Source organism: Mesorhizobium sp. J428 (assembly GCF_024699925.1).
Taxonomy (GTDB): Bacteria; Pseudomonadota; Alphaproteobacteria; order Rhizobiales; family Rhizobiaceae; genus Mesorhizobium_A.
The window spans coordinates 467,649-488,568 of record NZ_JAJOMX010000001.1 but is presented as its reverse complement, the minus strand read 5'-3'; the positions used below and the strand labels follow the sequence as shown (position 1 = coordinate 488,568).

Annotated in this window: 23 protein-coding genes, 1 tRNA gene and 2 pseudogenes; 11 read left to right on the top strand and 15 right to left on the bottom strand. The window is 65.1% G+C overall.

The window, feature by feature from the left end; translation table 11 throughout:
• The first annotated feature begins 20 nt into the window (after positions 1-20).
• From LRS09_RS02530 to LRS09_RS02515, 4 genes are all read left to right on the top strand, one after another.
• Entirely contained in the window at positions 21-842 is an 822-nt protein-coding gene (locus LRS09_RS02530; RefSeq protein WP_257804060.1) for an N-acyl homoserine lactonase family protein, read from the top strand.
• Between the two features lie 64 nt (positions 843-906).
• Positions 907-2,091 (top strand): serine hydrolase domain-containing protein, encoded by a 1,185-nt coding sequence (locus LRS09_RS02525; RefSeq protein WP_257804059.1) that lies wholly within the window; start codon positions 907-909, stop codon positions 2,089-2,091.
• A 2-nt stretch (positions 2,092-2,093) separates the two neighbouring features.
• Entirely contained in the window at positions 2,094-2,882 is a 789-nt protein-coding gene (locus LRS09_RS02520; protein WP_257804058.1) for an SDR family NAD(P)-dependent oxidoreductase, read from the top strand.
• A gap of 19 nt (positions 2,883-2,901) precedes the next feature.
• Positions 2,902-3,657, top strand: coding sequence for an SDR family NAD(P)-dependent oxidoreductase (locus tag LRS09_RS02515; protein ID WP_257804057.1), 756 nt, complete (start codon positions 2,902-2,904; stop codon positions 3,655-3,657).
• A gap of 39 nt (positions 3,658-3,696) precedes the next feature.
• On the opposite strand, the gene LRS09_RS02510 is transcribed toward LRS09_RS02515, so the two are convergent.
• Positions 3,697-4,392: a GntR family transcriptional regulator gene (locus LRS09_RS02510; protein WP_257804055.1), complete on the bottom strand. Its 696-nt coding sequence runs from the start codon at positions 4,390-4,392 to the stop codon at positions 3,697-3,699.
• A gap of 128 nt (positions 4,393-4,520) precedes the next feature.
• Here LRS09_RS02510 and LRS09_RS02505 point away from each other — a divergent pair, with 128 nt between their 5' ends.
• The gene (locus LRS09_RS02505) at positions 4,521-4,922 is read left to right on the top strand and encodes a carboxymuconolactone decarboxylase family protein (RefSeq protein WP_257804054.1); all 402 of its coding nucleotides are present in this window, start codon (positions 4,521-4,523) and stop codon (positions 4,920-4,922) included.
• A 53-nt stretch (positions 4,923-4,975) separates the two neighbouring features.
• Here LRS09_RS02505 and LRS09_RS02500 read toward each other — a convergent pair whose 3' ends face one another.
• The 4 genes from LRS09_RS02500 to LRS09_RS02485 all read right to left on the bottom strand — a co-directional run bounded on the left by LRS09_RS02500 (position 4,976) and on the right by LRS09_RS02485 (position 6,214).
• Positions 4,976-5,098 (bottom strand): hypothetical protein, encoded by a 123-nt coding sequence (locus LRS09_RS02500; protein ID WP_257804053.1) that lies wholly within the window; start codon positions 5,096-5,098, stop codon positions 4,976-4,978.
• Positions 5,099-5,149: 51 nt separating this feature from the next.
• Positions 5,150-5,443, bottom strand: a complete 294-nt coding sequence (locus LRS09_RS02495) for a GMC family oxidoreductase N-terminal domain-containing protein (protein WP_257804052.1) — start codon at positions 5,441-5,443, stop codon at positions 5,150-5,152.
• Between the two features lie 19 nt (positions 5,444-5,462).
• Complete coding sequence (locus LRS09_RS02490) at positions 5,463-5,813, bottom strand: NAD(P)-binding protein (RefSeq protein WP_257804051.1); 351 nt, start codon at positions 5,811-5,813, stop codon at positions 5,463-5,465.
• 324 nt (positions 5,814-6,137) lie between these two features.
• Positions 6,138-6,214: transfer RNA gene (locus LRS09_RS02485), tRNA-Met, on the bottom strand.
• A gap of 288 nt (positions 6,215-6,502) precedes the next feature.
• Between LRS09_RS02485 and LRS09_RS02480 the strand changes: the two genes are divergently transcribed.
• Positions 6,503-7,456, top strand: a complete 954-nt coding sequence (locus LRS09_RS02480; RefSeq protein ID WP_257804050.1) for a Gfo/Idh/MocA family protein — start codon at positions 6,503-6,505, stop codon at positions 7,454-7,456.
• 135 nt (positions 7,457-7,591) lie between these two features.
• Positions 7,592-8,731, top strand: coding sequence for a DegT/DnrJ/EryC1/StrS aminotransferase family protein (locus tag LRS09_RS02475; RefSeq protein WP_257810104.1), 1,140 nt, complete (start codon positions 7,592-7,594; stop codon positions 8,729-8,731).
• Between the two features lie 2 nt (positions 8,732-8,733).
• Here the strand turns inward: LRS09_RS02475 and mnmA are convergent, their stop codons facing one another.
• Positions 8,734-9,927: a tRNA 2-thiouridine(34) synthase MnmA gene (mnmA, locus tag LRS09_RS02470; RefSeq protein ID WP_257804049.1), complete on the bottom strand. Its 1,194-nt coding sequence runs from the start codon at positions 9,925-9,927 to the stop codon at positions 8,734-8,736.
• A gap of 224 nt (positions 9,928-10,151) precedes the next feature.
• Here mnmA and LRS09_RS02465 point away from each other — a divergent pair, with 224 nt between their 5' ends.
• Positions 10,152-10,427 (top strand): DUF1153 domain-containing protein, encoded by a 276-nt coding sequence (locus LRS09_RS02465; protein WP_080920703.1) that lies wholly within the window; start codon positions 10,152-10,154, stop codon positions 10,425-10,427.
• 9 nt (positions 10,428-10,436) lie between these two features.
• Here LRS09_RS02465 and LRS09_RS02460 read toward each other — a convergent pair whose 3' ends face one another.
• Positions 10,437-10,889 (bottom strand): paraquat-inducible protein A, encoded by a 453-nt coding sequence (locus LRS09_RS02460; RefSeq protein ID WP_257804047.1) that lies wholly within the window; start codon positions 10,887-10,889, stop codon positions 10,437-10,439.
• A gap of 79 nt (positions 10,890-10,968) precedes the next feature.
• The gene (locus tag LRS09_RS02455; RefSeq protein WP_085467809.1) at positions 10,969-11,343 is read right to left on the bottom strand and encodes a flagellar export protein FliJ; all 375 of its coding nucleotides are present in this window, start codon (positions 11,341-11,343) and stop codon (positions 10,969-10,971) included.
• Between the two features lie 449 nt (positions 11,344-11,792).
• Between LRS09_RS02455 and ctrA the strand changes: the two genes are divergently transcribed.
• Complete coding sequence (gene ctrA / locus LRS09_RS02450; RefSeq protein WP_085466168.1) at positions 11,793-12,488, top strand: response regulator transcription factor CtrA; 696 nt, start codon at positions 11,793-11,795, stop codon at positions 12,486-12,488.
• A gap of 94 nt (positions 12,489-12,582) precedes the next feature.
• On the opposite strand, the gene LRS09_RS02445 is transcribed toward ctrA, so the two are convergent.
• Positions 12,583-12,951, bottom strand: a complete 369-nt coding sequence (locus LRS09_RS02445) for a PleD family two-component system response regulator (RefSeq protein WP_257804041.1) — start codon at positions 12,949-12,951, stop codon at positions 12,583-12,585.
• Between the two features lie 143 nt (positions 12,952-13,094).
• On the bottom strand, positions 13,095-13,724 hold the full coding sequence (chpT, locus tag LRS09_RS02440; RefSeq protein ID WP_257804040.1) for a histidine phosphotransferase ChpT: 630 nt from the start codon (positions 13,722-13,724) through the stop codon (positions 13,095-13,097).
• Between the two features lie 290 nt (positions 13,725-14,014).
• Between chpT and LRS09_RS02435 the strand changes: the two are divergent.
• Positions 14,015-14,595: pseudogene (locus LRS09_RS02435) on the top strand (DUF1134 domain-containing protein).
• A gap of 162 nt (positions 14,596-14,757) precedes the next feature.
• Complete coding sequence (locus tag LRS09_RS02430) at positions 14,758-16,035, top strand: hypothetical protein (protein ID WP_257804039.1); 1,278 nt, start codon at positions 14,758-14,760, stop codon at positions 16,033-16,035.
• Here LRS09_RS02430 and LRS09_RS02425 read toward each other — a convergent pair.
• The 5 genes and pseudogenes from LRS09_RS02425 to LRS09_RS02405 form a co-directional block, all read right to left on the bottom strand.
• Complete coding sequence (locus LRS09_RS02425) at positions 16,000-16,800, bottom strand: RNA methyltransferase (RefSeq protein WP_257804038.1); 801 nt, start codon at positions 16,798-16,800, stop codon at positions 16,000-16,002. The genes LRS09_RS02430 and LRS09_RS02425 overlap by 36 nt on opposite strands.
• 6 nt (positions 16,801-16,806) lie before the next feature.
• A complete protein-coding gene (locus LRS09_RS02420) occupies positions 16,807-18,996 on the bottom strand; it encodes a cation-translocating P-type ATPase (protein ID WP_257804036.1) in 2,190 nt (729 codons plus the stop codon).
• Between the two features lie 21 nt (positions 18,997-19,017).
• The gene (locus tag LRS09_RS02415) at positions 19,018-19,227 is read right to left on the bottom strand and encodes a heavy-metal-associated domain-containing protein (protein WP_257804035.1); all 210 of its coding nucleotides are present in this window, start codon (positions 19,225-19,227) and stop codon (positions 19,018-19,020) included.
• Positions 19,228-19,276: 49 nt separating this feature from the next.
• Positions 19,277-20,077 carry a HugZ family protein gene (locus LRS09_RS02410; protein WP_257804033.1) on the bottom strand — a complete coding sequence of 267 codons (801 nt, stop codon included), beginning with the start codon at positions 20,075-20,077 and terminating at the stop codon, positions 19,277-19,279.
• A 69-nt stretch (positions 20,078-20,146) separates the two neighbouring features.
• Positions 20,147-20,909: pseudogene (locus tag LRS09_RS02405) on the bottom strand (3-hydroxyacyl-CoA dehydrogenase).
• Positions 20,910-20,920: the final 11 nt, after the last annotated feature.

The window sequence follows — 20,920 nt, the reverse complement described above, 5'->3', positions numbered from 1 at the left end:
ATTCAAGCGAGGATGCTGAGATGACGGAGGAGAGCGTGAAACCGACCTATGAGGTGTTGGCGCTGCGGTTTGCGCAGACCGCACAGGACCGCCCACGCGCCGAGAACTTCATGCCCGGCATGGATCTGCACGAAGGACCGATGCCGCTCGATTATTACGTCTGGGTGATCCGTGGACACGGCCGACTCGTCGTCGTCGATACCGGCTTCGGCCAGGCGGCCGCGAACGAGCGCAGACGCGAACTCATCCACGAACCGGCGGCACTCTTGGCGCGGGCAGGGGTAGACAGTGCAGCGGTGGAACACGTCGTGCTGACCCACCTCCATTACGATCACGCCGGATCACTGGATGCCTTTCCGGCCGCAACCTTTCATCTGCAGGACGAGGAGATGCGCTATGCGACGGGGCGGCCCATGTGCCACGCCTGTCTGCGCGCCCCGTTCAACCTGAAGGATGTTCTCGAGGCTGTTGGGCTCGTCCACACAGGGCGCGTCCGCTTCCACGACGGCGACGTCGAACTGTTCCCTGGCATCACGCTGCATCGAGTCGGCGGGCACACCGGCGGGCTTCAGGTCGTGCGGGTGGCAACGGCGCGTGGTCCGCTGGTGCTCGCGTCCGATGCCTTTCATTTCACCGAAAACAGAAGGCGGCGGGCACCGTTTCCGCTGGTCCATCATGTCGGCGAGATGCTCGAGGGATTCATCCGTTGCGAGGAACTGGCAGGCGGGGATGAGAGCCTGCTCGTGGCCGGGCACGATCCTGAGGTGAGAGAGCGCTGGCCGGAGCTCATTCCGGGCTTCCCGGACATCGTGCGGCTCGATCTCGAGCCCAAGTCAAGCTGACTGTAGTGTTGACATACTGTCATACAAACTGATATCCGCTCGACCGAAAGCTCCGGGAGGAAATATGCAGTTCGAGAAGTCGGTATCGGCGCGCGGCCATGAATTTCGGCTGCATGGCACCTATGATGAGGCTTTTGCCAAGGTCGCGGAGGCGTTCGTGGAGAATTTCGCGGTCGAGGAAGAGATCGGCGCTGCCACGGCCGTGTATGTCGACGGCCGCAAGGTCGTCGATGTGTGGGGCGGCTACCGCGATGCTGACTATTCCAAGCCCTGGGAAGAAGACACGATCGTCTGCATGATGTCGGTCGCCAAGGGTATCGCCGGGATGGCGTTTAACATCCTGATCGATCGCGGCCTGGTCGATCCCGACAAGCCTGTTGCGCACTACTGGCCGGAATTCGCCCAGAACGGCAAGGAAGGTGTCCTTGTCCGTCATCTTCTCGACCACACCGCCGGCTTGCCGGTGGTGCTCGATCCGATGTGGAAGGGCGCAGTGTTCGACTGCGACGCCATCGTCGGGGCACTGGAGAAGCAGGCGCCGCTGTGGGAGCCCGGCACGGTTGCGGCCTACCACATCCATACCCAAGGCAACCTGCTGGGCGAGATCGTCCGGCGTGTTACCGGCAAGCGGTTTCCGCAGTTCATCAAGGATGAGGTGACAGGCCCGCTCGGCGCCGATTACCAATATGGCAACCTCTCCGATGCGGACCTCGTGCGCTGCGCGACGCTGATGCCGACGGTCGAGGGCACGCTGCTCGCCAAGCGCGACACCGATCCGGATGTGCTTGTCGCGAAGGGCTTCACGCAGTTTCCTGATGAGCCTCTTCCTGTGACGCTCAATTCCACTGCCTGGCGGCGCGCCGAGATCACCAGCGCCTCCGGCCATGGCAATCCGCGTGCTGTCTCGCGCATCTACGCGGCTTTCGCCCGCGGTGGCGAACTGGACGGCGTCAAGTTGATGTCGACGGAGACGCGCGACGACATGCTGGTCGAGCAACATAATCAGACGGAGAAGATGCAGCAGCGCCCTTACCATCAGGCGCGAGGCGTGCTGCTCAACACCCCGGTGTCGGTCTGGATGGGCCCGAACATGCGCTCGTTCGGCCATCATGGCTTCGGCGGCTCGATCGGCATGGGCGATCCCGACGCGAAGATCGGTTTCTCTTACGCCTGCAACAAGATGCATGCGCGCGGCGACAACGGTCCACGCGCGCGCCGCATCATCGAAGCCCTCTACGAGGTGATCTGACCATGGCCGCGTCCTCCCAGGAACGCGTAGCGGCCATTACGGGCGGCGCAGGCGGCATTGGCGAGGCTTGCGTCGCCCGGATGCGGCGTGACGGCTGGCGTGTCGTCGTGCTCGATCGCAACATGGATCTCGCCCGCGAGGTCGCCGCCCGTCATGGCGCGGTCGCCCATGAGATCGACCTCGCCGATGCCGGCTCGATCGCCGATGCCGCGCGCTGGGTGGAGAACGAGGTCGGCCCCTGCTCGGCGCTTGCCGCTGTCGCCGCTCACCTCGAGAATCCGCATATGCCGCAGGCGCAGGACTTCGCAGAGTGGGAGGCGATCCTGCGCGTCAATCTGACGGGGACATTCCGCACACTCACCACCTTTGGCGCCGGCATGCTGGAACGCGGCAACGGCTCCATCGTCACCGTCGGCTCGATCACTGCCTTCAATTCAAGCCCGCTGCAGGCCTACGGCCCGACCAAGGCCGCCATCATCAACATGACGCGCAACTTTGCGGTCGCATGGGGTCGCCAGGGTGTGCGCGTCAACTGCGTTTGCCCGGGTCCCACCCGCACGCCGGCCGTCGAGGCGAGTTACGCGCGCGGCGAGCGCAACCCAGATACCATGATCCGCCAGACGGCGCTCGGGAGGCTCGTGAAGCCCGAGCAGGTAGCGAACGCGATCGGCTTCCTTTTGTCCGACGATGCCGGCGCCATCACCGGCATCGAGCTTCCGGTCGACGCCGGCACGCTCGCAACCCAGCTCTGGGGTCTCTACGGCGGCGTGCCGGGCCCGGCACAATCCTGATCGGAAGGGGAGGAACAAGATGTCCGAGAATCTGAGCGGTCAGGTCATTCTGGTCACAGGCGCAGGCCGCGGTATCGGGGGCGCCACGGCGCGGCTTCTGGCGTCTCGTGGGGCCGCTGTCGGTGTATTCGACATCGCCCCCGATCTCGCCAACGAGACGGCGGATGCGATCAAGGCCGCTGGCGGCAAGGCGCTGGCCATCGTCGCCGACGCATCCGACCGCAAGGCCGTGTTCGACGCGGCCGCCTCGCTCGCGGCGACGTTCGGCCCGCTGACGGGCATCGTCAACGATGCGATCTTCATTCGCTATGGACCGGTCGAGGACGTGACCGAGGACGTGCTCGACCGGATGTTCGCCGTCGGCATTAAGGGTGCCTTCTGGGGTGTCCAGGCGCTGCTCGCCCATCGCGGCGACAAGCCGGTGTCCGTCGTCAACCTCGCTTCGCCGGTCGCCGATCTCGGCACTGCCAACACGTCGTCCTACACGTCGGTGAAGGGGGCGATCGTGGCGCTTACCCGTCAGCTCGCGGTCGAGCTCGGCCCGAAGGGCGTGCGGGTCAACGCCGTCGCCCCCGGTGCGGTGCCCACACCCGGCGCGCGTGCGATCGTCGACGAGGCGGGCTACGCCAAGCGTCGGGCGCAAACACCGCTCGGACGCCTCGGCGAGGAGGATGAGATCGCCAAGGCGATCGCGTTCCTGCTCGGACCCGACGCCAGTTTCATCACCGGCGAAGTGCTGCACGCGGACGGCGGCATCACCGTCAAGTCGATGTAGGCCGAGATGCTTTCCGCGACCCCCGCGCGAACGGACGTATCAGGACGCTGCCGCGCCGATTGTCTTCAGCGCGGCCTTCGCCGCCGCTTCGACATGCGCCACGCACACCTGCCAAGCACGCTCCTCGTCCCTCTTCTCGAGGGCGTCGAGGAATTCCCGCAGTTCGCGAATGGATTGCTGGGCGCGTTCCGAGCTCGAGAGGGACACGACCCGCAACTGCGACACCCTTGTATGGATGCGACGCAGCATGTCGGCGGCAACGGGATTGCCGGCACCCTCGAGCAGGATGTCGTAAAAGCGGGTCTTGGCCGCGATGAAGGCCTCGGACGAGAAATTGTCGTAGACCTCGGCGAGACGGTCGACGCTGTTCCTGAGGTCGGCGAGCTGCTCCTCGGTGGCATTGCGCGCGAACAGACGGGCGGCGAGACCTTCGAGCATCGCACGGACTTCGTAGATCGAGCGAGCGGTCTCCGCGCTGACGACGCTCACGCTCAGCCCCTTGTTCGGCTGCAGCGTGATCAGGCCGTCGGCCTGGAGTTCGCGCAGCGCCTCGCGCAGCGAAGTGCGCGACACGCCCATCATCTCGCACAGTTCACGCTCTATGAGGCGCGCACCGGCAGGGAACTTTCCTGTCGCGATCGCCAGGCGAAGCCGCTCCGCCACCTGCTCCCGCAGGCCAGGCAGAGTCTGGACCTTCATCGACATGTCGTCGGTCGCGATTGTCGTCAGTGCCATTCACACGCTCCTTCGGGGCAGCGTCGATATCGCCCTACGGGTCGACATCGAACCTTCGCCGGCAATCCGCTGCGAATCCGGATTTCGCCATACTGTAATTTTGTATGTCAAAGAACAAGAGGATCCCAATGACAACGCAGGACAAGACGGTCGGAGATCTGTTTACCGAGGGGCTTGCCCTGCGCCGGCAGGTTCTCGGCCCCGAATATGTCGATCGCTCGATCAATGCGGCGAACGATTTCATGATGGCCTTCCAGCACATCACAACCGAATGGTGCTGGGGCTATGCCTGGGGTCGCGACACGCTGGATCTCAAGACGCGCAGCATGTTGAACCTCGCCATGCTCACGGCACTCAATCGCGCCGCCGAAGTCAAACTTCACGTGCGTGGTGCCATCAACAATGGCGTGAGCGTCGAGGAGATCAAGGAAGTTCTGCTGCACGCCACGGTCTATTGCGGCATCCCTGCCGGCCTCGATGCCTTCAAGGCTGCGAACGAGGTTCTGACCGAGATGAAGGCTTACGACTGAACTGACCGCATTGATGTTGCCGCTGGGTATCTGAGGGATGATCGAGGAATCGATCACCTCAACGCCTCGATGCCGTGCCCCCTGAATTCTGGATCGACGACCGCTTTGACCTGGCCGGAACGGAAGAAGGCAAACTGGGCTACGTGGCGCAGGCTCGAAAGCTTGCCCACGTCCATGTTGGCGTTCCGCATGTTGACCAGCCCGACGATATGGGTGCAGGCGTGCTCCTAGAGGTTGCGTCCAACGCCGGCGCTGTCGCGGATCACCTCGATACCGTGGCGTTGCAAGAGCGCGCCGGGACCGATGCCCGACAGCATCAGCAGCTTCGGCGAGTTGATCGCGCTGGCACTGACGATGACTTCGCCGCGCACATGCGCGACCTCGACCCGGCTGGCGCGCTCGTATTCCACGCCCGCCGCACGCTTGCCGTCCACGACGATGCGCCGTGCTGCCGCCCCGGTCAGCACCTCCAGGTTTGGCCGGTTGGCGGCAGGCTTAAGGTAGCCGCTCGCCGCGCTCACACGCCAGCGCCCGACTGGTTCACATGGGTGATCGAGCGCCGGTCTGCTCCTCACCATTGTAGTCGGGATTCGTGGGCGTGCCGAGCTCGGCCATTGCCGCGAGAAAGACCTTTGCAAGCGGATGGCGGCCGCGCGTCTGTGAAATCGGGATCGCGCCGTCCTTGCCGTAGACATCGGATGTGCCAGCGACATTGCTCTCGATCCTGTGGAAGAGGGAACCAGGTCGTCGTAGCTCCTTGTAGCGCATCGCGTCGTCTTTTCCGCCAGCCTCCAGCAGCAGCACCCTGACGGAAGGATCAGCGCTGAGTCTGTTCGCAACCACACAGCCCGCCGATCCCGCCCCCACGATGATGTAGTCCCAGGAATCCATAGCCCAAATCTACCTATAACGTGTATGACAATACTACAGTAGTATAAACTTCTGTCTAGGCGATGAGGGTGGATGGCAGCGCGAGATCGGCGATGTGTCCGATGAAGTGTTTCATCAGAAATCATGGGGTGCCGACCGATCGAAGGTCGGCGATGTCGATGATGGCAGCGGCTGATTAGCCAGTGACGCTCGATGTGTTCGTGCGCTTGCCGCGCCGGTGCGACAAGGACAGGAACCCGCCCGACAGCGATAAGGATGCGACATATCGGCCGGAAACTGCGCCCCGTGTTTCGCTTGATATGTGAATTTCAATCAAGAAATCGATGGTAGCGGAGGAGGGATTTGAACCCCCGACACAAGGATTATGATTCCTCTGCTCTAACCAACTGAGCTACTCCGCCCCAGGTCGCATGCGGCAGGGCGCGGGGCCTTGCTGGGACGGGCGGGATATAGTGTGGGCCGGAACGGGATGTCAAGCATTCCAAGGCGCGCGGCTCCAGCCAATTGCACGCCGGATCGGAGCGCTGCCGGAAGGCTGGGCAAAACCCTGCGAGACAGTGTCTCCCGGACAATGCCGCCTGCCGACCGTGCGGTGCACAGCCGCTGACGTAACGTCTTCTCGGGCGCGGGGTTGAGTTCGCCCCATTCGCTGGCTATGTGTCTGCCGGCATTTTCCAGGAACGATACGCATGGCGCCGCGCATAGCAGTCCTTGGCTGCGGATATTGGGGCAGCAACCATATCCGCACCCTGAAGTCGCTCGGCGCCCTTCATGCCGTCTCCGACGCCAATCCGGCCCGCGCCGAGGGATTCGCCGTCGAGCAGGAGGTGCTGGCGATCGCGCCCGACGACCTGTTCGCCCGCGACGACATCGACGCCATCGTGATGGCGCTGCCGCCGCAGTTCCACGCCGAGATGGCGATCCGCGCCGTCGAGGCGGGCAAGGATGTGCTGGTCGAGAAGCCGATCGCGCTCACCGTGCCGGACGCCGAGCGCTCCGTTGCCGCCGCCAAGGCGGCGGGGCGCATCTTCATGACCGGCCACGTTCTGCGCTTCCACCCCGCCTTCGAGACGCTGAAGGACCTGATCGACCGCGGCGACCTCGGCGAGATCAAATACATCCACTCCCACCGCCTCGGCCTCGGCAAGTTCCACACCGAGAACGACGCGCTGTGGGACCTCGCGCCACACGACCTGTCGATGATCCTCGCCATCACCGGGGCGGCCCCTGTCGAGGTGCGCGGGGAGGGAGCGGCGCTGCTCGACCATCTCTCCGATTTCGCGCATCTGCACATGCGCTTTCCCAACGGGCTGAGGAGCCATCTCTTCACCTCGCGGCTCAACCCCTATCGCGAGCGCCGGCTGACGGTGGTGGGCACCAAGTCGATGGCGGTGTTCGACGACGTCGAGCCGTGGGAGCGCAAGCTCGCCGTCTACCGCCACGCAGTCTGGCAGGACAGCGGCCACTGGGCTTTCACGGCCAACGAGCCGACCTATGTGCCGGTGGGCGAGGGCATGCCGCTGACGCGCGAGCTGCAGCACTTCCTCTCCTGCATCGAGACCCGGGCGGAGCCGCGCACCAGCGGCGAGGAGGCGATCGGCGTGCTGAGGATTCTCACCGCCGGCACCGTAACGCACGACTGACGCGATCACCCAGCCTTACAGGGCAGGGACGTGTGTGAAACCGCCCCACTGGCGCATGCGGGCGGATCGAACTATGACGGCATCTTCGCCGGCAGCCTTCGGCTGCCCCGCCACACGACCCGACAAAGGCGACCCATGCAGTTCATCGATCTCGCAGCCCAGCGCGCACGTATCAACGACCGTCTCAAGGCCGCGATCGACAAAGTGGTGAACGAAGGCAAATACATCCTCGGGCCGGAGGTTGCCGCCTTCGAAAAGCAGCTCGCCGACTATGTCGGGGTGAAGAACGTGATCGCCTGCGCCAACGGCACGGATGCGCTGCTCCTGCCGCTCTATGCCAGTGGAATCGGCCCCGGCGACGCCGTCTTCGTGCCGAGCTTCACTTTCGCAGCGACGGCCGAGGTGGTGGCGCTGGCCAAGGCCGAGCCGGTCTTCGTCGATATCGATCCCGACACCTACAACATGGACATCGAAAGCCTCGAGGCGGCGATCGCCATGGTCAAGGCGGAGGGGCGCCTGAAGCCTCGTGCGATCATCCCGGTCGACCTGTTCGGGCTCGCCGCCGACTACGACGCGATCGGCGCGATCGCCGCGCGCGAGAACCTTATGGTCATCGAGGATGCGGCGCAGGCCGTCGGCGGCGTGCGCAAGGGCGTGAAGTGCGGCGCCTTCGGCGACGTGGCCTCCACCAGCTTCTATCCGGCCAAGCCGCTGGGCTGCTACGGCGACGGCGGGGCGATGTTCACCAATGACGACGCGCTTGCCGAGCGGCTGCGCTCCTTCGCCTTCCATGGCAAGGGCGAGACGCAGTACGACAACGTCCATGTCGGCCTCAATTCCCGCCTCGACACCATCCAGGCCGCCATCCTGATCGAGAAGCTCGCCATCCTGGAAGACGAGATGGTCGCGCGCGAGGCCGTCGCGAAGCGCTATGCCGAGCGTCTCGCCGGCATCGTCAAGCCGGCGCGGATGCCGGCGGACAACCGCTCGGCCTGGGCGCAGTATGCGATCGAGACTCCGGTGCGCGACGGGCTGAAGGCGCATCTCCAGTCGCAGGGCATTCCGTCGGTCATCTACTACGTCAAGCCGCTGCACCTGCAGGTGGCGTATGAGAAGTTCCCGCGCGCGCCTGGCGGCCTGCCGGTGTCGGAGGCGCTGCCGCAGCGCATCCTGTGCCTGCCAATGCACCCCTATCTCACGGAAGCCGACCAGGATCGCATCTGCGAGGAGATCGCCGGCTATGTCGGGCACAACGCCGCGATCGCGGCCGAGTAGCCTCAGGCGGACAGGCGCGAGCCTTCCACGCCCATTCTGCGCAGCATGGCCTCGGCCTCGGGCGCGCGCTGCGAGCGGGCGATGAAGCCGCCGCCGAACACACGCGCGCCATCTCTCTCGCCGTCGTAGAGCACGCAGGCCTGGCCCGCGGCCACGCCCTGCTCGCCGGCGGAAAGCTCTACCTCCGCCCGTCCCTCCGTCCAGCGCAGGATAGCGGGCGCGGGACGCCGAGTCGAGCGCACCCTGGCGAAGAGCTCGACGCCCTCGGCGGGCAAATTCTCGAGCGGTGCGTCACCCAGCCAGTTCATGTCGCGCAAAATCACCTTGCGCGTCTCCAGCGCCTCGCGCGGACCGACGACGACGCGCGCATGCGCTGCGTCGATATGCACGACATAGAGCGGGTCGCCGGTCGCCACGCCGATGCCGCGCCGCTGGCCGATCGTGTAGTGCAGGATGCCTTCGTGGCGGCCGAGCACGCGGCCATCGAGATGCACGATGTCACCCGGCGCGGCGGCGTCGGGCCTCAGCTTGGCGATGATGTCCGAATAGCGCCCCTGCGGCACGAAGCAGATGTCCTGGCTGTCCTGCTTCTGGGCCACCGACAGGCCCATTTCGGCGGCGAGCTCGCGCACCTGCGGCTTCGGCAGGTCGCCGAGGGGGAAGCGCAGGAAATCGATCTGCTCCTGCGTCGTGGCGAAGAGGAAATAACTCTGGTCGCGGTCGGCATCGACCGGCCGGTAGAGCGCGCGATGGGCTCCGTTCGCACGCGAGCGAATATAGTGGCCGGTGGCGAGCGCGTCCGCGCCGAGGTCGCGCGCGGTCGCCAGCAGGTCGGCGAACTTGACCGTCTGGTTGCAGGCGACGCAGGGAATCGGCGTCTCGCCGGCGGCGTAGCTCGCTGTAAACGGGTCGATCACCGCCTCGCGGAAGCGCTGCTCGTAGTTCAGCACGTAATGCGGGATGCCGAGCGTCTCGGAGACGCGGCGCGCATCGTCAATATCGCGCCCGGCGCAGCAGGAGCCCGGCCTGTGGGTCGCAGCGCCGTGGTCGTAGAGCTGCAGCGTTACGCCGACCACGTCATAGCCCTGGCGCTTGAGCAGCCCCGCCACGACGGAAGAATCCACGCCGCCCGACATCGCGACGACGACGCGCGTGTCTTCGGGACGTCCGGGTAGGTCGAGGCTGTTCTTTGTCATCGCTGCATGGCCGTGGAGACGCCGGTTTGCCGCTGGCGACAATATAGGTCAAGCCCCCGCAATGTGCCACGCGACTGTCGTCCCGGGATGCTGTAAAATTCGAAAAATCAATAAAAACAACATGTTGGAAGTGATCTAATTCGATCTTTCCGCTTAGGCAAATTTTAAACCTGTGGCGGTATTGTGTTCTGGATCGAGTGTAAGTGCGTTGTTTAGAGAGTATGATGACCGATCTGATCAGACCGCGCGTCAAGTATGTCATCGGGCCGGACGGCAGTCCCCTCACCATTGCCGACCTGCCCCCGTCGAACACGCGTCGCTGGGTCATCCGCCGCAAGGCCGAAGTCGTGGCCGCTGTCCGCGGCGGTCTCCTCAGCCTCGAAGAGGCGTGCCAGCGCTACAAGCTCACCACCGAGGAATTCCTGTCCTGGCAGGCCTCGATCGACGAATACGGCCTCGCGGGGCTGCGCACTACGCGTATCCAGCAATACCGGCACTGATCCCCGGACTCAATTCGCCGCGGCTCGTGACTTCACCAGCGCCGCGGCCAGGACCGTCAGCACCACCGATCCGGCGAAGAACCACAGGCCGGGCTGCGTAATAGCCGTCGCCAAGCCGCTCGTCTTCGCCGCGAAGATCACCAGCGCCACCAGCACGACATCCAGCATCGACCAGTTCGACAGGCTGCGGAACCACCCGGGCAGCCGGTGGCCGTCGTCTGCCGCCGAAAAGGCGGCCGCGTGCAGCAGGTAAAGTTTCATTGCCGGGAAGACGATCGAGAAGGCGAGGATCAGGCTGGCAATCGCCCATTCGCCGGCGTTCCACAGGCTTGCGACCATGGCGACGAGGGACGGTTCGTCGGAGAGGATCAGGAAACGGTCTACCCGGATCAGCGGCAGGGTGATGCCCAGCGCGAAGGAAAAGGTTGCGCCGCACAGGACGGCCGGGAGCAGAAACCGCATCCGGTCCCTATAGCGGAACGGCGCTCCGGGCGTAAGGTTCGCGCAAGCGGCTCGCGCGATAGATCAGCCCAAGGGCGATTCAGCCGACGGCGCGGCGCGCATCGGCCTCGAGTTCGCGCTGGCGCGTATCGCGGTTTTCCAGCATCTCGGCCTTGGCGAGTTCGGCCTCGGCCTCGGCGAGGGCGGCTTCGGCACCAGCCTTCTGCTGGAGGAGATCGTGCTGCGACGTCTTGAGATTGTCGCGGCGCAGGCGCGCCGCCTTCGCGAAAGTGGGGTAAGCGAAGTGATTGACGTCGGTGATGCCAGCCTTGCGCTCTTCGGAGGCGATCTGCGCCTCGAGCTCGTTTGCCATCCGCTCGAAGTCGGCCACCATCATCTCGATCTGAAGAAGCTGGCGGCGTTTTTCGCTGGCCTGGAATTTCTTCAGTCGGACGAGATTCTCGCGTGACTTAATCATGGTGAACTCCAGAAACACGTACACAACTCAACCACACGCTCGAACCTCCCGAGCGGGCGGCCCGTGCGCTTCCTCCGACAGGTTGAACCATCGTGCCAAACAAAATCTTAAGGCAGGACGATCCTGGTAACCTTTCGTTTACGCGCATTGTTAATCATACGGTCCATGGCTTAAGGGCCGGTAAAAATCGATCGGTGGGGACCGATATTCGCAACAGCGAATCCGAAACACCAGGTTCGGTCGATTTCCTAATGTGTCGGTTTAACAAGTTCGGTTGGTGATTCACGATTGGATTCAAAAGCGTGCCGTGAAAAGTTCCCAGCGTCTGATTGCACTTGCATAATGGAATCAGATTTTGTTAACCATTCGATGGCAGCCTCTGAATCAGGCAATCACTGTCCTGGGCCGGTTGGTGCTCCGGCACGGCGGCGGAGAAGGGGAATGAAATGCGCGTCCTGCTGATTGAAGATGACAGTGCAACGGCCCAGAGCATCGAGCTGATGCTCAAGTCGGAAAGCTTCAATGTCTACACGACGGATCTCGGTGAAGAGGGCGTCGATCTCGGCAAACTCTACGACTACGACATCATCCTACTGGACCTGAATCTCCCGGATATGTCGGGCTACGAGGTGCTCCGGACGCTGCGCCTCTCCAAGGTGAAGACCCCGATCCTGATCCTGTCCGGAATGGCCGGAATCGAGGACAAGGTGCGCGGGCTCGGCTTCGGCGCCGACGACTACATGACCAAACCTTTCCACAAGGACGAGCTCGTGGCGCGCATCCACGCCATCGTCCGCCGTTCAAAGGGGCATGCCCAGTCGGTCATCGCCACCGGCGACCTGATAGTCAATCTCGACGCCAAGACCGTCGAAGTGGGTGGCCAGCGCGTTCACCTGACGGGCAAGGAATACCAGATGCTGGAGCTCCTCTCGCTCCGCAAGGGCACGACGCTCACCAAGGAGATGTTCCTCAATCATCTCTATGGCGGGATGGATGAGCCGGAACTCAAGATCATTGACGTGTTCATCTGCAAGCTTCGCAAGAAGCTCGACGCGGCATCGGGCGGACAGAACTTCATCGAGACTGTCTGGGGCCGCGGCTATGTTCTGCGCGAGCCTGAAGAACTGCGCGCCACCGCATAAACTGGCGAAATGCTGAGTAGCGAACAGGGGAGATAGATCCCCTTGCGCCGGTTGCGGTTGACGCGGCCGGCCGCTTTATTTTCCCCGTGCTCCCTTACGCTGCCTGCTGAATCTGGCGGAAACGTTCGAGCAACTGCGGGCGGTTGAACGGCTTCATTAGATAGCCGGCGGCTCCGGCCCTCTTTGCGCGCATGATTGCGCCGAGGTCGAATTGCGGGATGCAGATCATGATGCGCGGCCGCACGGCTGACGGAATCGCCATGGCCGAACGGATGAACTCCACGGTCGGCATGTCCGGCAGGCCGCCGTCGACGACAATGATGTCGGGCATCTGAGCTGCACACATGTCGAGGGCCTGGGCGCCGGTGCCCGCCTCGACCACGACCATCTCCGGCCCGGTCAGGATGCGCTTGGCGACCTTGCGGATCACACTGGAGTCATCGACGATCATGCAGCGCTTCATCGGTCCGTCCCTGGCTTGCTCTTCCCGGAGCGGCGCCGTTCCGGGATGATCCGCAGGCATGCTAGACGGCCGACGGTAAAAAACCGTCAAAGGCGATGCTTAAAAATATACTTGTCTGGCGGAGAAATATTCTCCAGCCGTCCTCAACGGGCGCTGAAGACGATTTCTTCTGCGCCTGCGCGGATCGAGATTTCCATTCCGGCCTCGCGGGCGAGCAGCAGCGTGTAATACGGCTGCACCGAATGCGCGTCGATCGGCTCGGAGGGCTTGGCGCCCGAATGCAGTTCGAGGAACTTCGGTGGCACCCGCACCATCGGCCCCGCGGCTGTAATGGTGAACACGGGCGCGGTGTCGAGGTCGTCCAGGTTGACACGGATCTTGCCGCCGCGCGGAATGGCGCCGATCGAGACGAGGATCAGGTTGAGGATCAGCTTGACCTTGTTCTTCGGCAGCAGCGCCCGCTTGCCGATCCATTCGAGGTCGGGCTTCTCGTTCTTGACGTAGGCGAGCGCGACGGCCTCGGCGTCGCCGGTGTCGATCTGCATGCCGGCCGAACCGGCAGCACCGAAGGCGATGCGGGCGAACTGCAGCCGCGCCGAGGCGTTGCGTGCGCTCGTGCGAATGAGGCTCATCGCGTCCTCGTCCGCTCCCCCTTCGTCCAGCAGTTCCAGGCCGTTGTTGATCGCGCCGACCGGCGAGATGATGTCGTGGCACACCCGACTGCACAGAAGCGCGGCGAGTTCCGGAGCCGAAAGGGTGAAGAGGTCCGCCATTCTCGAAAATTCCCCTGATGCGCCAACGTGCGAAACAATCAATGCCCACGCCGCCGCGGACCGCGAATCAACAATGAAACCCGCATGTTCCGGATATACCGGAGACCCGAAACTCGGCAACAAACGGCTGCGTGTGCCGCCGGAGGTCATGAAAGAAACATGATCATTTGAGGGATTAATGGTTGAAAAAGGATTAGCGACTAGGGTTGCCGGATCGTTGCCATGCGGCCGGAAGAGCCGCGGCAGCCAGGCGTCGGAACAGGGTGCTCCCAGAAGGGAGAATGGTTGTAATGCTTGTTAAGATCCTCGCGCGCGGCATGCGCGCCCTGTCCATCGCTGCTGCGTTCGCGGTGCTTGCCGTGGCCTTCGCCGCGAGTGCGCGCGCCAACGAATACACGGCTCAGGAGATCGTCGATTCCGGACACAAGTTCTTCGGCGCGACGTCGGGTGGCCTCGCTACCGTCGTCGAGAAGATTTTCGCCTCCTACGGACTGCCGAACGGCTATGTGCTCGGCGAAGAAGGGTCGGGCGCGCTGGTCGGCGGGCTGACCTATGGCGAAGGCACGCTCTACACGAAGAATGCCGGCGACCACCGCGTGTTCTGGCAGGGTCCGTCGGTTGGCTGGGATTTCGGCGGGCAGGGCTCGCGATGACGATGATCCTCGTCTACAATCTCGACTCGATCGATGCGGTCTACGGCCGCTTCGGCGGCGTGGCGGGGTCGGCCTACATGGTCGCCGGCCTCGGCTTCAACGTGATGAAGAACGGCCGCGTGCTACTCGTGCCGGTGCGCACTGGCGTAGGTGCCCGGCTCGGCGTCAATGTCGGCTATCTCAAGGTTACAGACCGGCCGACCTGGAATCCCTTCTGAGCTGCCGCGTTAGGGTTAAGCGAAAGTAAATCGCATCGGGGCTGGATTCGTCCGGTCCCGATGTGGCACATCTACGCTGCCGGTCCGAAGGGAGCGGAGAGGCGCGTCTTCCTGAAGGATCGGGCGCCTGGGGACACGGCCGAACCGCCCGGAACGAACCTCTTGATCCAGTCCATCCTGTTCTTTTCGCTGGGCTTTCTGACCGCAGGATTTCTCGCCCTGATGGTCGCGCCGGCGATCTGGCGACGGGCCGTCAGCCTCACCCGGAGGCGGCTGGAAGCGTCGCTGCCGCTGACCGTCAACGAGATCCAGGCCGACAAGGACCGCATGCGCGCAGAGTTCGCCATGTCGACGCGCCGGCTCGAGATGAGCATCAAGAACTTCCGCGACAAGGCTTCGGCGCAGATCATCGAGATCAACCGCAACCGCGACGAACTGAGGCGGCTCGCCGAGGAACGCACGGACCGCGACAGGACGATCACCGAACTTGATGCGCGGGCAGGGGAGCTTCGCGCGGAGCTGCGCAACCGCGAGGAACAGCTGCAGCGCCTGACGGCACGGCTCGCGGAGGCCGAGGATCTGCTGGAGGACAGGGCTCATGAGATCGACAGGCTCGGTCAGCTCTATGACGAGGCGACGCTGACCGCCAGCAACCGCCAGGTCGAACTGGTGGCCCGCGAAACCGAATTCGACCGGCTGGCCGGCAATGTCGGCCTGCTGCAGAGCGAGCGCAAGGATGCCGAGAAGCGCCTGCGCGAGATCGCCGCCGAGAGCAAGGCGGCGCAGGAAGCCTTGAAGGACGAGCGCAGGCGCTCGGCCGAGCTCGACAGCAAGCTGGAGCGCCTGATGTCCACGGTATCCGATCGCGAGGAGAAGCTGGCGCGCCGCGAGAAGGAACTGGCGCGGCTGCGCGACGAGATCAAGTCCGCCTCCCAGGGTGGAAGCGACCTCGATGCGAAGCTGACCCAGGCGCAGGCCGATCGTGTGAAGCTGGAGGCGGAGGTGGCTGAACTGCAGCTCCAGCTCTCGACGCTGCTCTCCGGCGGCACAGGCAGCGACATCGACAAGGCGATCGGCAGCCTGCAACGGGAGCGCGACCGCCAGGCCGACAGGCTTGGCCTGTTGACGCGCGAGAACAAGAGACTGCGCTCCGAGGTCGAGGCGTTCGAACGATCAAAGACACAGGACTGGGATGCGGAAAGGCGCGACAGCGCGCTGCTGCGCGAACAGATCAACGATCTGGCGGCCGAGGTCGTGCACCTGACCGCGATGCTCGACGGCCCCGGTTCGCCGATCGCGCAGATCCTTGACACCGCCGATGCGGGCCAGGACGGCGGCGCATCGCGGATCGTCAGCCTGGCCGATCGCGTCAAGGCCTTGCAGAAGGCGGCCTCCGCCGCCGGTTCAGCCGCGCCAGAGACGGTGCAGGGCAACCGCTGACGCTGCAGCCACGTTCAGGCTGTCGAAGTCTTCCGCAATCGGGATGCGCACCGTCGTTAAGCGTGACATGAGAGCGTCAGGCAGGCCGTGGCCCTCGCTGCCAAGCAGGAGCGCGGTGCGCCCCGACCCCGGAACCTCGTCGATGTCCATCCCCCCGCGCGGCGAGAGCGCCAGAACCTGGAACCCCGCCGCACTCAGCCCGCCGATCATGTCGTCCAGGCTTGTTGCGGTCGCAAAGGGCGTCTTGAGGATCGCGCCCACGGAGACGCGGATCGCCTTGCGGTAGAACGGATCGCAAGACGTCGGGTCCAGCACCACCGCATCGGCGCCGAAGGCGGCGGCGTTGCGGAAGATCGACCCCATGTTGTCGTGGTTGGAGATGCCGGCGAGCGCCACCACCAGCGCATTCTCCGGCAGGCCGCACAGGAGGTCGGCGACGGGTTGTGGCATCGGCCGCCTGCCGATCGCCAGAATGCCGCGATGGATGTGGAAGCCGGCGATGCCGTCCATGGTCGCCGCGTCCGCGACGTAGACCGGAACACGGTCGGGGATCATCGGCAGCAACTCGTCCAGCCCGCCCACCCGGTTTTCGAGCAGCAACACCGCCTCCGTCTCGTAGCGCGCCGCCGAGAGAAGCACGTTGAGCACGACGCGCCCCTCGGCGACGAAACGCCCCTCGCGGCCGACGAGGTCGCGCTCGCGGATGTCGCGGAAGGCGGCGATGCGCGGATCGCCGGGGTCGGAAATGCGGATCAGGCGTTGCACTGCGGGTCAGTCGAGGTCGTGGGGCTTCCAGCGCGCGAGAAGCGCGGAGTTCGTTACCACGGAGACCGACGAGAACGCCATCGCCGCGCCCGCGAGGATCGGCGACAGCATGCCGAGTGCGGCAAGCGGTATGCCGATCACGTTGTAGAGGAAGGCCCAGGCGAGGTTGTGCATGATCGTCCGGCGCGTGCGCCGCGCGATGTCGAGCGAGGCCGGCACCAGCCTCAGGTCCGGCCGCATCAGCGTGATGGCCGCCGCCTCGCGTGCGACGTCGGTGCCGGACGACATGGCGATGCCGAGCCCGGCGGCGGCCAAGGCCGGCGCGTCGTTCAGGCCGTCGCCGACGAAGGCGATCGACTTCGGATCGTCCGTCAGGCCGCGCAGCGCCTCGGTCTTGTCCTCCGGCAGCAGCGAGGCGCGGAAGTCGGCGAGACCGATGTCGGCTGCGATGGCACGCGCGGCCTCCTCGTTGTCGCCGGTGAGCATGACGGTGCGGACATCTTCCCCGGCCAGCGCGCGCAGCGCCGTCGCTGCTTCCGGGCGCGGCCGGTCCGCGAACAGGATGCCCCCTGTGAGCGCTCCGTCCACCGCGACGAAGGACAGCGTCCCCGTCTTCGCGAACCGCGCCTTGAGCGCATCGAGCCGATCCGGCGCGATGCCAAGCTCGGTCATCATCCTTGCATTGCCGACGGCGATCGACGCGCCGGCGACGGTGCCGCTCATGCCCTTGCCGCGCGTGGCGGATACACCCGTGGCCGCGAGGCCGTCGCCGGCTTCGGAGGCTGCCCGTGCTACGAGGGCGCGGGCGAGGGGGTGTTCGCTGCGGGTCTCGACGGCCGCCGCCTTGCGCAGCAGGGCAGCGGTGTCGCCGTCTGCGGCGACGACCTCGACCACTTCGGGGTGGCCAAGTGTCAGCGTGCCGGTCTTGTCGAAGGCGACGACCTTGATCGCCTCGGCCCTCTCCAGCGTGCCGATGTCGCGGATCAGTATGCCGGCCTTGGCCGCGGCGCCCGTTCCGGCCACCAGGGCCGTCGGCGTGGCGAGGCCGAGCGCACAGGGACAAGCGATGACGAGAACGGCGATCGCCGCGTCGAAGCCGGCGGCCATGTCGCCGGCGATCCACCAGCCAATAAAGGTCAGCGCCGCGACCGCGATGATGACGGGAACGAAGACCGCCGATATGCGGTCGACCAGGCGCTGCACCGGCGCTTCGGACAGCTGCGCGTCCTCGACGAGCTGTGCCATCCGCGCCAGCCGCGTATCGGCGCCGACCGCCGAGACACGCACTTCAAGCACGCCGTCGCCGTTGACGGTGCCGGTGACGACGGCCGCGCCCTCGCTCTTCTCGACCGGCAGGCTCTCGCCGGTGACCAGCGATTCGTCGAGGCTGGAAGCACCTGCCACGATCAGGCCGTCGGCCGGCACGCGGGTGCCCGGCCGCACGATCACCACGTCGCCGGGCGATAGGCTCGCCGAGGCGACGACCTCCGTGCCCGAAGCGGTCTTACGCTCCGCCTGCGGCGGCTGCAGCTTGCCGAGCGCGGCAAGGGCGGCCGACGCGCCTTGCTTGGCACGCGCCTCCAGATACTTGCCGAGCATGATCAGCGTCAGCACGACTGCCGCTGCCTCGAAATAGAGATGGCCGTGCACATTGCCGGACCAGACCATCCAGAGCGAATAGAAATAGGCGGCCGATGTGCCGAGCGAGACGAGCACGGCCATGTTCGCGCCGCCGCCGCGCAGCGCCGACCAGGCCTCGCGGTAGAAACGGATGCCGGAGATCAGCATGACGCCGGTGGCCAGTACGGCCTGGGTCCAGGGGTCGAGCCATGAATGGCCTGTGCCGAGCATCATCGGCAGCGTGCCGATCAATAGGGGGATCGACAGCAGGGCGGAGACCGCGAAGCGGATGAGCGTCAGCCGCTCGTCCGCCCGGCGCGCCGCCTCGCGCGCCTCGTCAGCCTTGCGCTGCGCGGCCCGGTCGTCCGGGCGCAGCGTCGCGCCGTAGCCGGCGCGCTCGACCGCCGCGATCAGCTTTGCCGCATCGATCTCGCCGTCGATCTCGAGACTGGCGCGTTCGAGCGGCAGGTTCACGTCGGCACGGCTGACGCCGTTGACGCGCGAGAGCACCTTCTCGACACGGGCCGAGCAGGCGGCACAGGTCATGCCCGTGATGTCGAGCGCTACCTTGGTCATGGCATTTCTCTCAGGCGTTGGTCAGCCGGCCAGCCGGGCGTCGTAGCCGGCGTCCTCGACGGCCGTGACGAAGCGCGCCGGATCCGCGGCCCCCTCCGTCTCCACCACCGCCTCGCCCTTAGCGAGGTCAACCTTGGCCGCCTTCAGGCCGCCGACGCTGCCCAAAGCCTTCTCGACCGAGCGGACGCAGCCGCCGCAGGTCATGCCTTCGATCTTCAACGTGAATTGCATGGTCTTTTCTCCTGATGGTCAGGAGATAGGGCTTCCAGTAGATGGAAGGTCAAGAGTGTGAATGCACGTGTTCCGCTTTTGCTGCTTTTTCGCCGAGAGCCATGCGGGCTTCCTTGGCCATCTCGACCAGCTTCATGTGCGCGTCGCGCGGGATCGACAAGGGTTGCGGAAAGAAGATTCTCAACACCTTGTCGCCCAGAGTGAGGTCGAAGCCGTCCGGATCATAACCGGTCATGCGCCAGTCGCCGTTCTCTTCGCGGGCATAGTGCATTGCGTAGTTGGCGATGGCGTCCGCGTGGTCCTCGTTCATATGATCGACGGCCGACTGCTCCGACTTCGAGAAATCCTCGATCGGGCCGGAGGATAGAAGATCCTCGCGGGTCAGGAGATAGGCCTTGCCGAAGCCGCCGTTGAGGCTCGCCTTCTCGATCTCCAGCCGGAAGAAGGCGAAGTCGCCGAGGCCGACATAGAGCTTCGCCTTCGGGTTTTTGTTCAGATAGCGACGCTCGGCCTGTGCCCATTCCGCCGTGTCGCGGTCGAAGCGGCGGGCGCGGCAGGAGATCGAGATGCGCGGATGCGCCAGCGGATCGCCCTTGCCGGTCTCGCCGAGCAGCAACGAGCAGCGCGGATCGGCGACGATCGCGGCGGTGTGGGCCGACAGGCCCGAGACGAGGATCAGCGGGCTGCCGTCCGTGTCAGTCGCCACACCGACGCGACTCGCCAGCGGTGCGCCGTCCTTGGGGTCGATGGCGGCAAGAGCGCCGTAGCGCGAGGCACGCAGCAGGGTCTTCGCGAGGCGGATGGCGTCGGCGTCCGTTTCCCGGACCACGTCTTTCGGCTTGTCGTCCATGTCGCCTCGCAAGAAATCCTGAGTGATACGCTCCTCTTATTTCACAACCGGGCGGACCTGCAAGCCGTCCTATTTCGGCGCCATGCGGATCGCACCGTCGAGGCGGATCACCTCGCCGTTGAGCATCTGGTTCTCGACGATGTGGACCGCCAGCGCGCCGTATTCGGCCGGCTCGCCGAGGCGTGGCGGGAAGGGCACCTGCTTGCCCAGCGAATCCTGCGCGTCCTGCGGCAGACCGGCAAGCATCGGCGTCTTGAAGATGCCCGGAGCGATGGTCATAACGCGGATGCCGGCGCGGGACAGGTCGCGCGCCACCGGCAGCGTCATGCCGACCACGCCGCCCTTGGAGGACGAATAGGCCGCCTGGCCGATCTGGCCGTCATAGGCTGCGACCGATGCGGTGTTGATGATGACGCCGCGCTCGCCGCCCTCCAGCGGGTCGAGCGTCTCGGCGCCGACCGCGAGCAGGCGGATCATGTTGAAGGTACCCGATCAGGTTGACCTCGATCACCTTCCGGTAGAGGTCGAGCGAGTGGGCGCCGTCCTTCGAAGTGGTCTTGGCGGCGATGCCGATGCCGGCGCAGTTGACGAGGATGCGCGGGGATCCGAGCTTCTCCTTCACCTCGGCGAAGGCCTTCTCGCCTCCCTCGGCGCTGGAGACGTCGCACTTCACCGCGATGCCGCCGATGTCCTTGGCGACCTTCTCGGCACGCTCCATGCCGACGTCGAAGATCGCGACTTTCGCGCCCTTGGCTGCAAGCGCGCGCGCCGTCGCCTCGCCGAGACCGGAGCCGCCGCCGGTGACGATCGCGACCTGTCCTGATGGGTTCATTCCGAATTCTC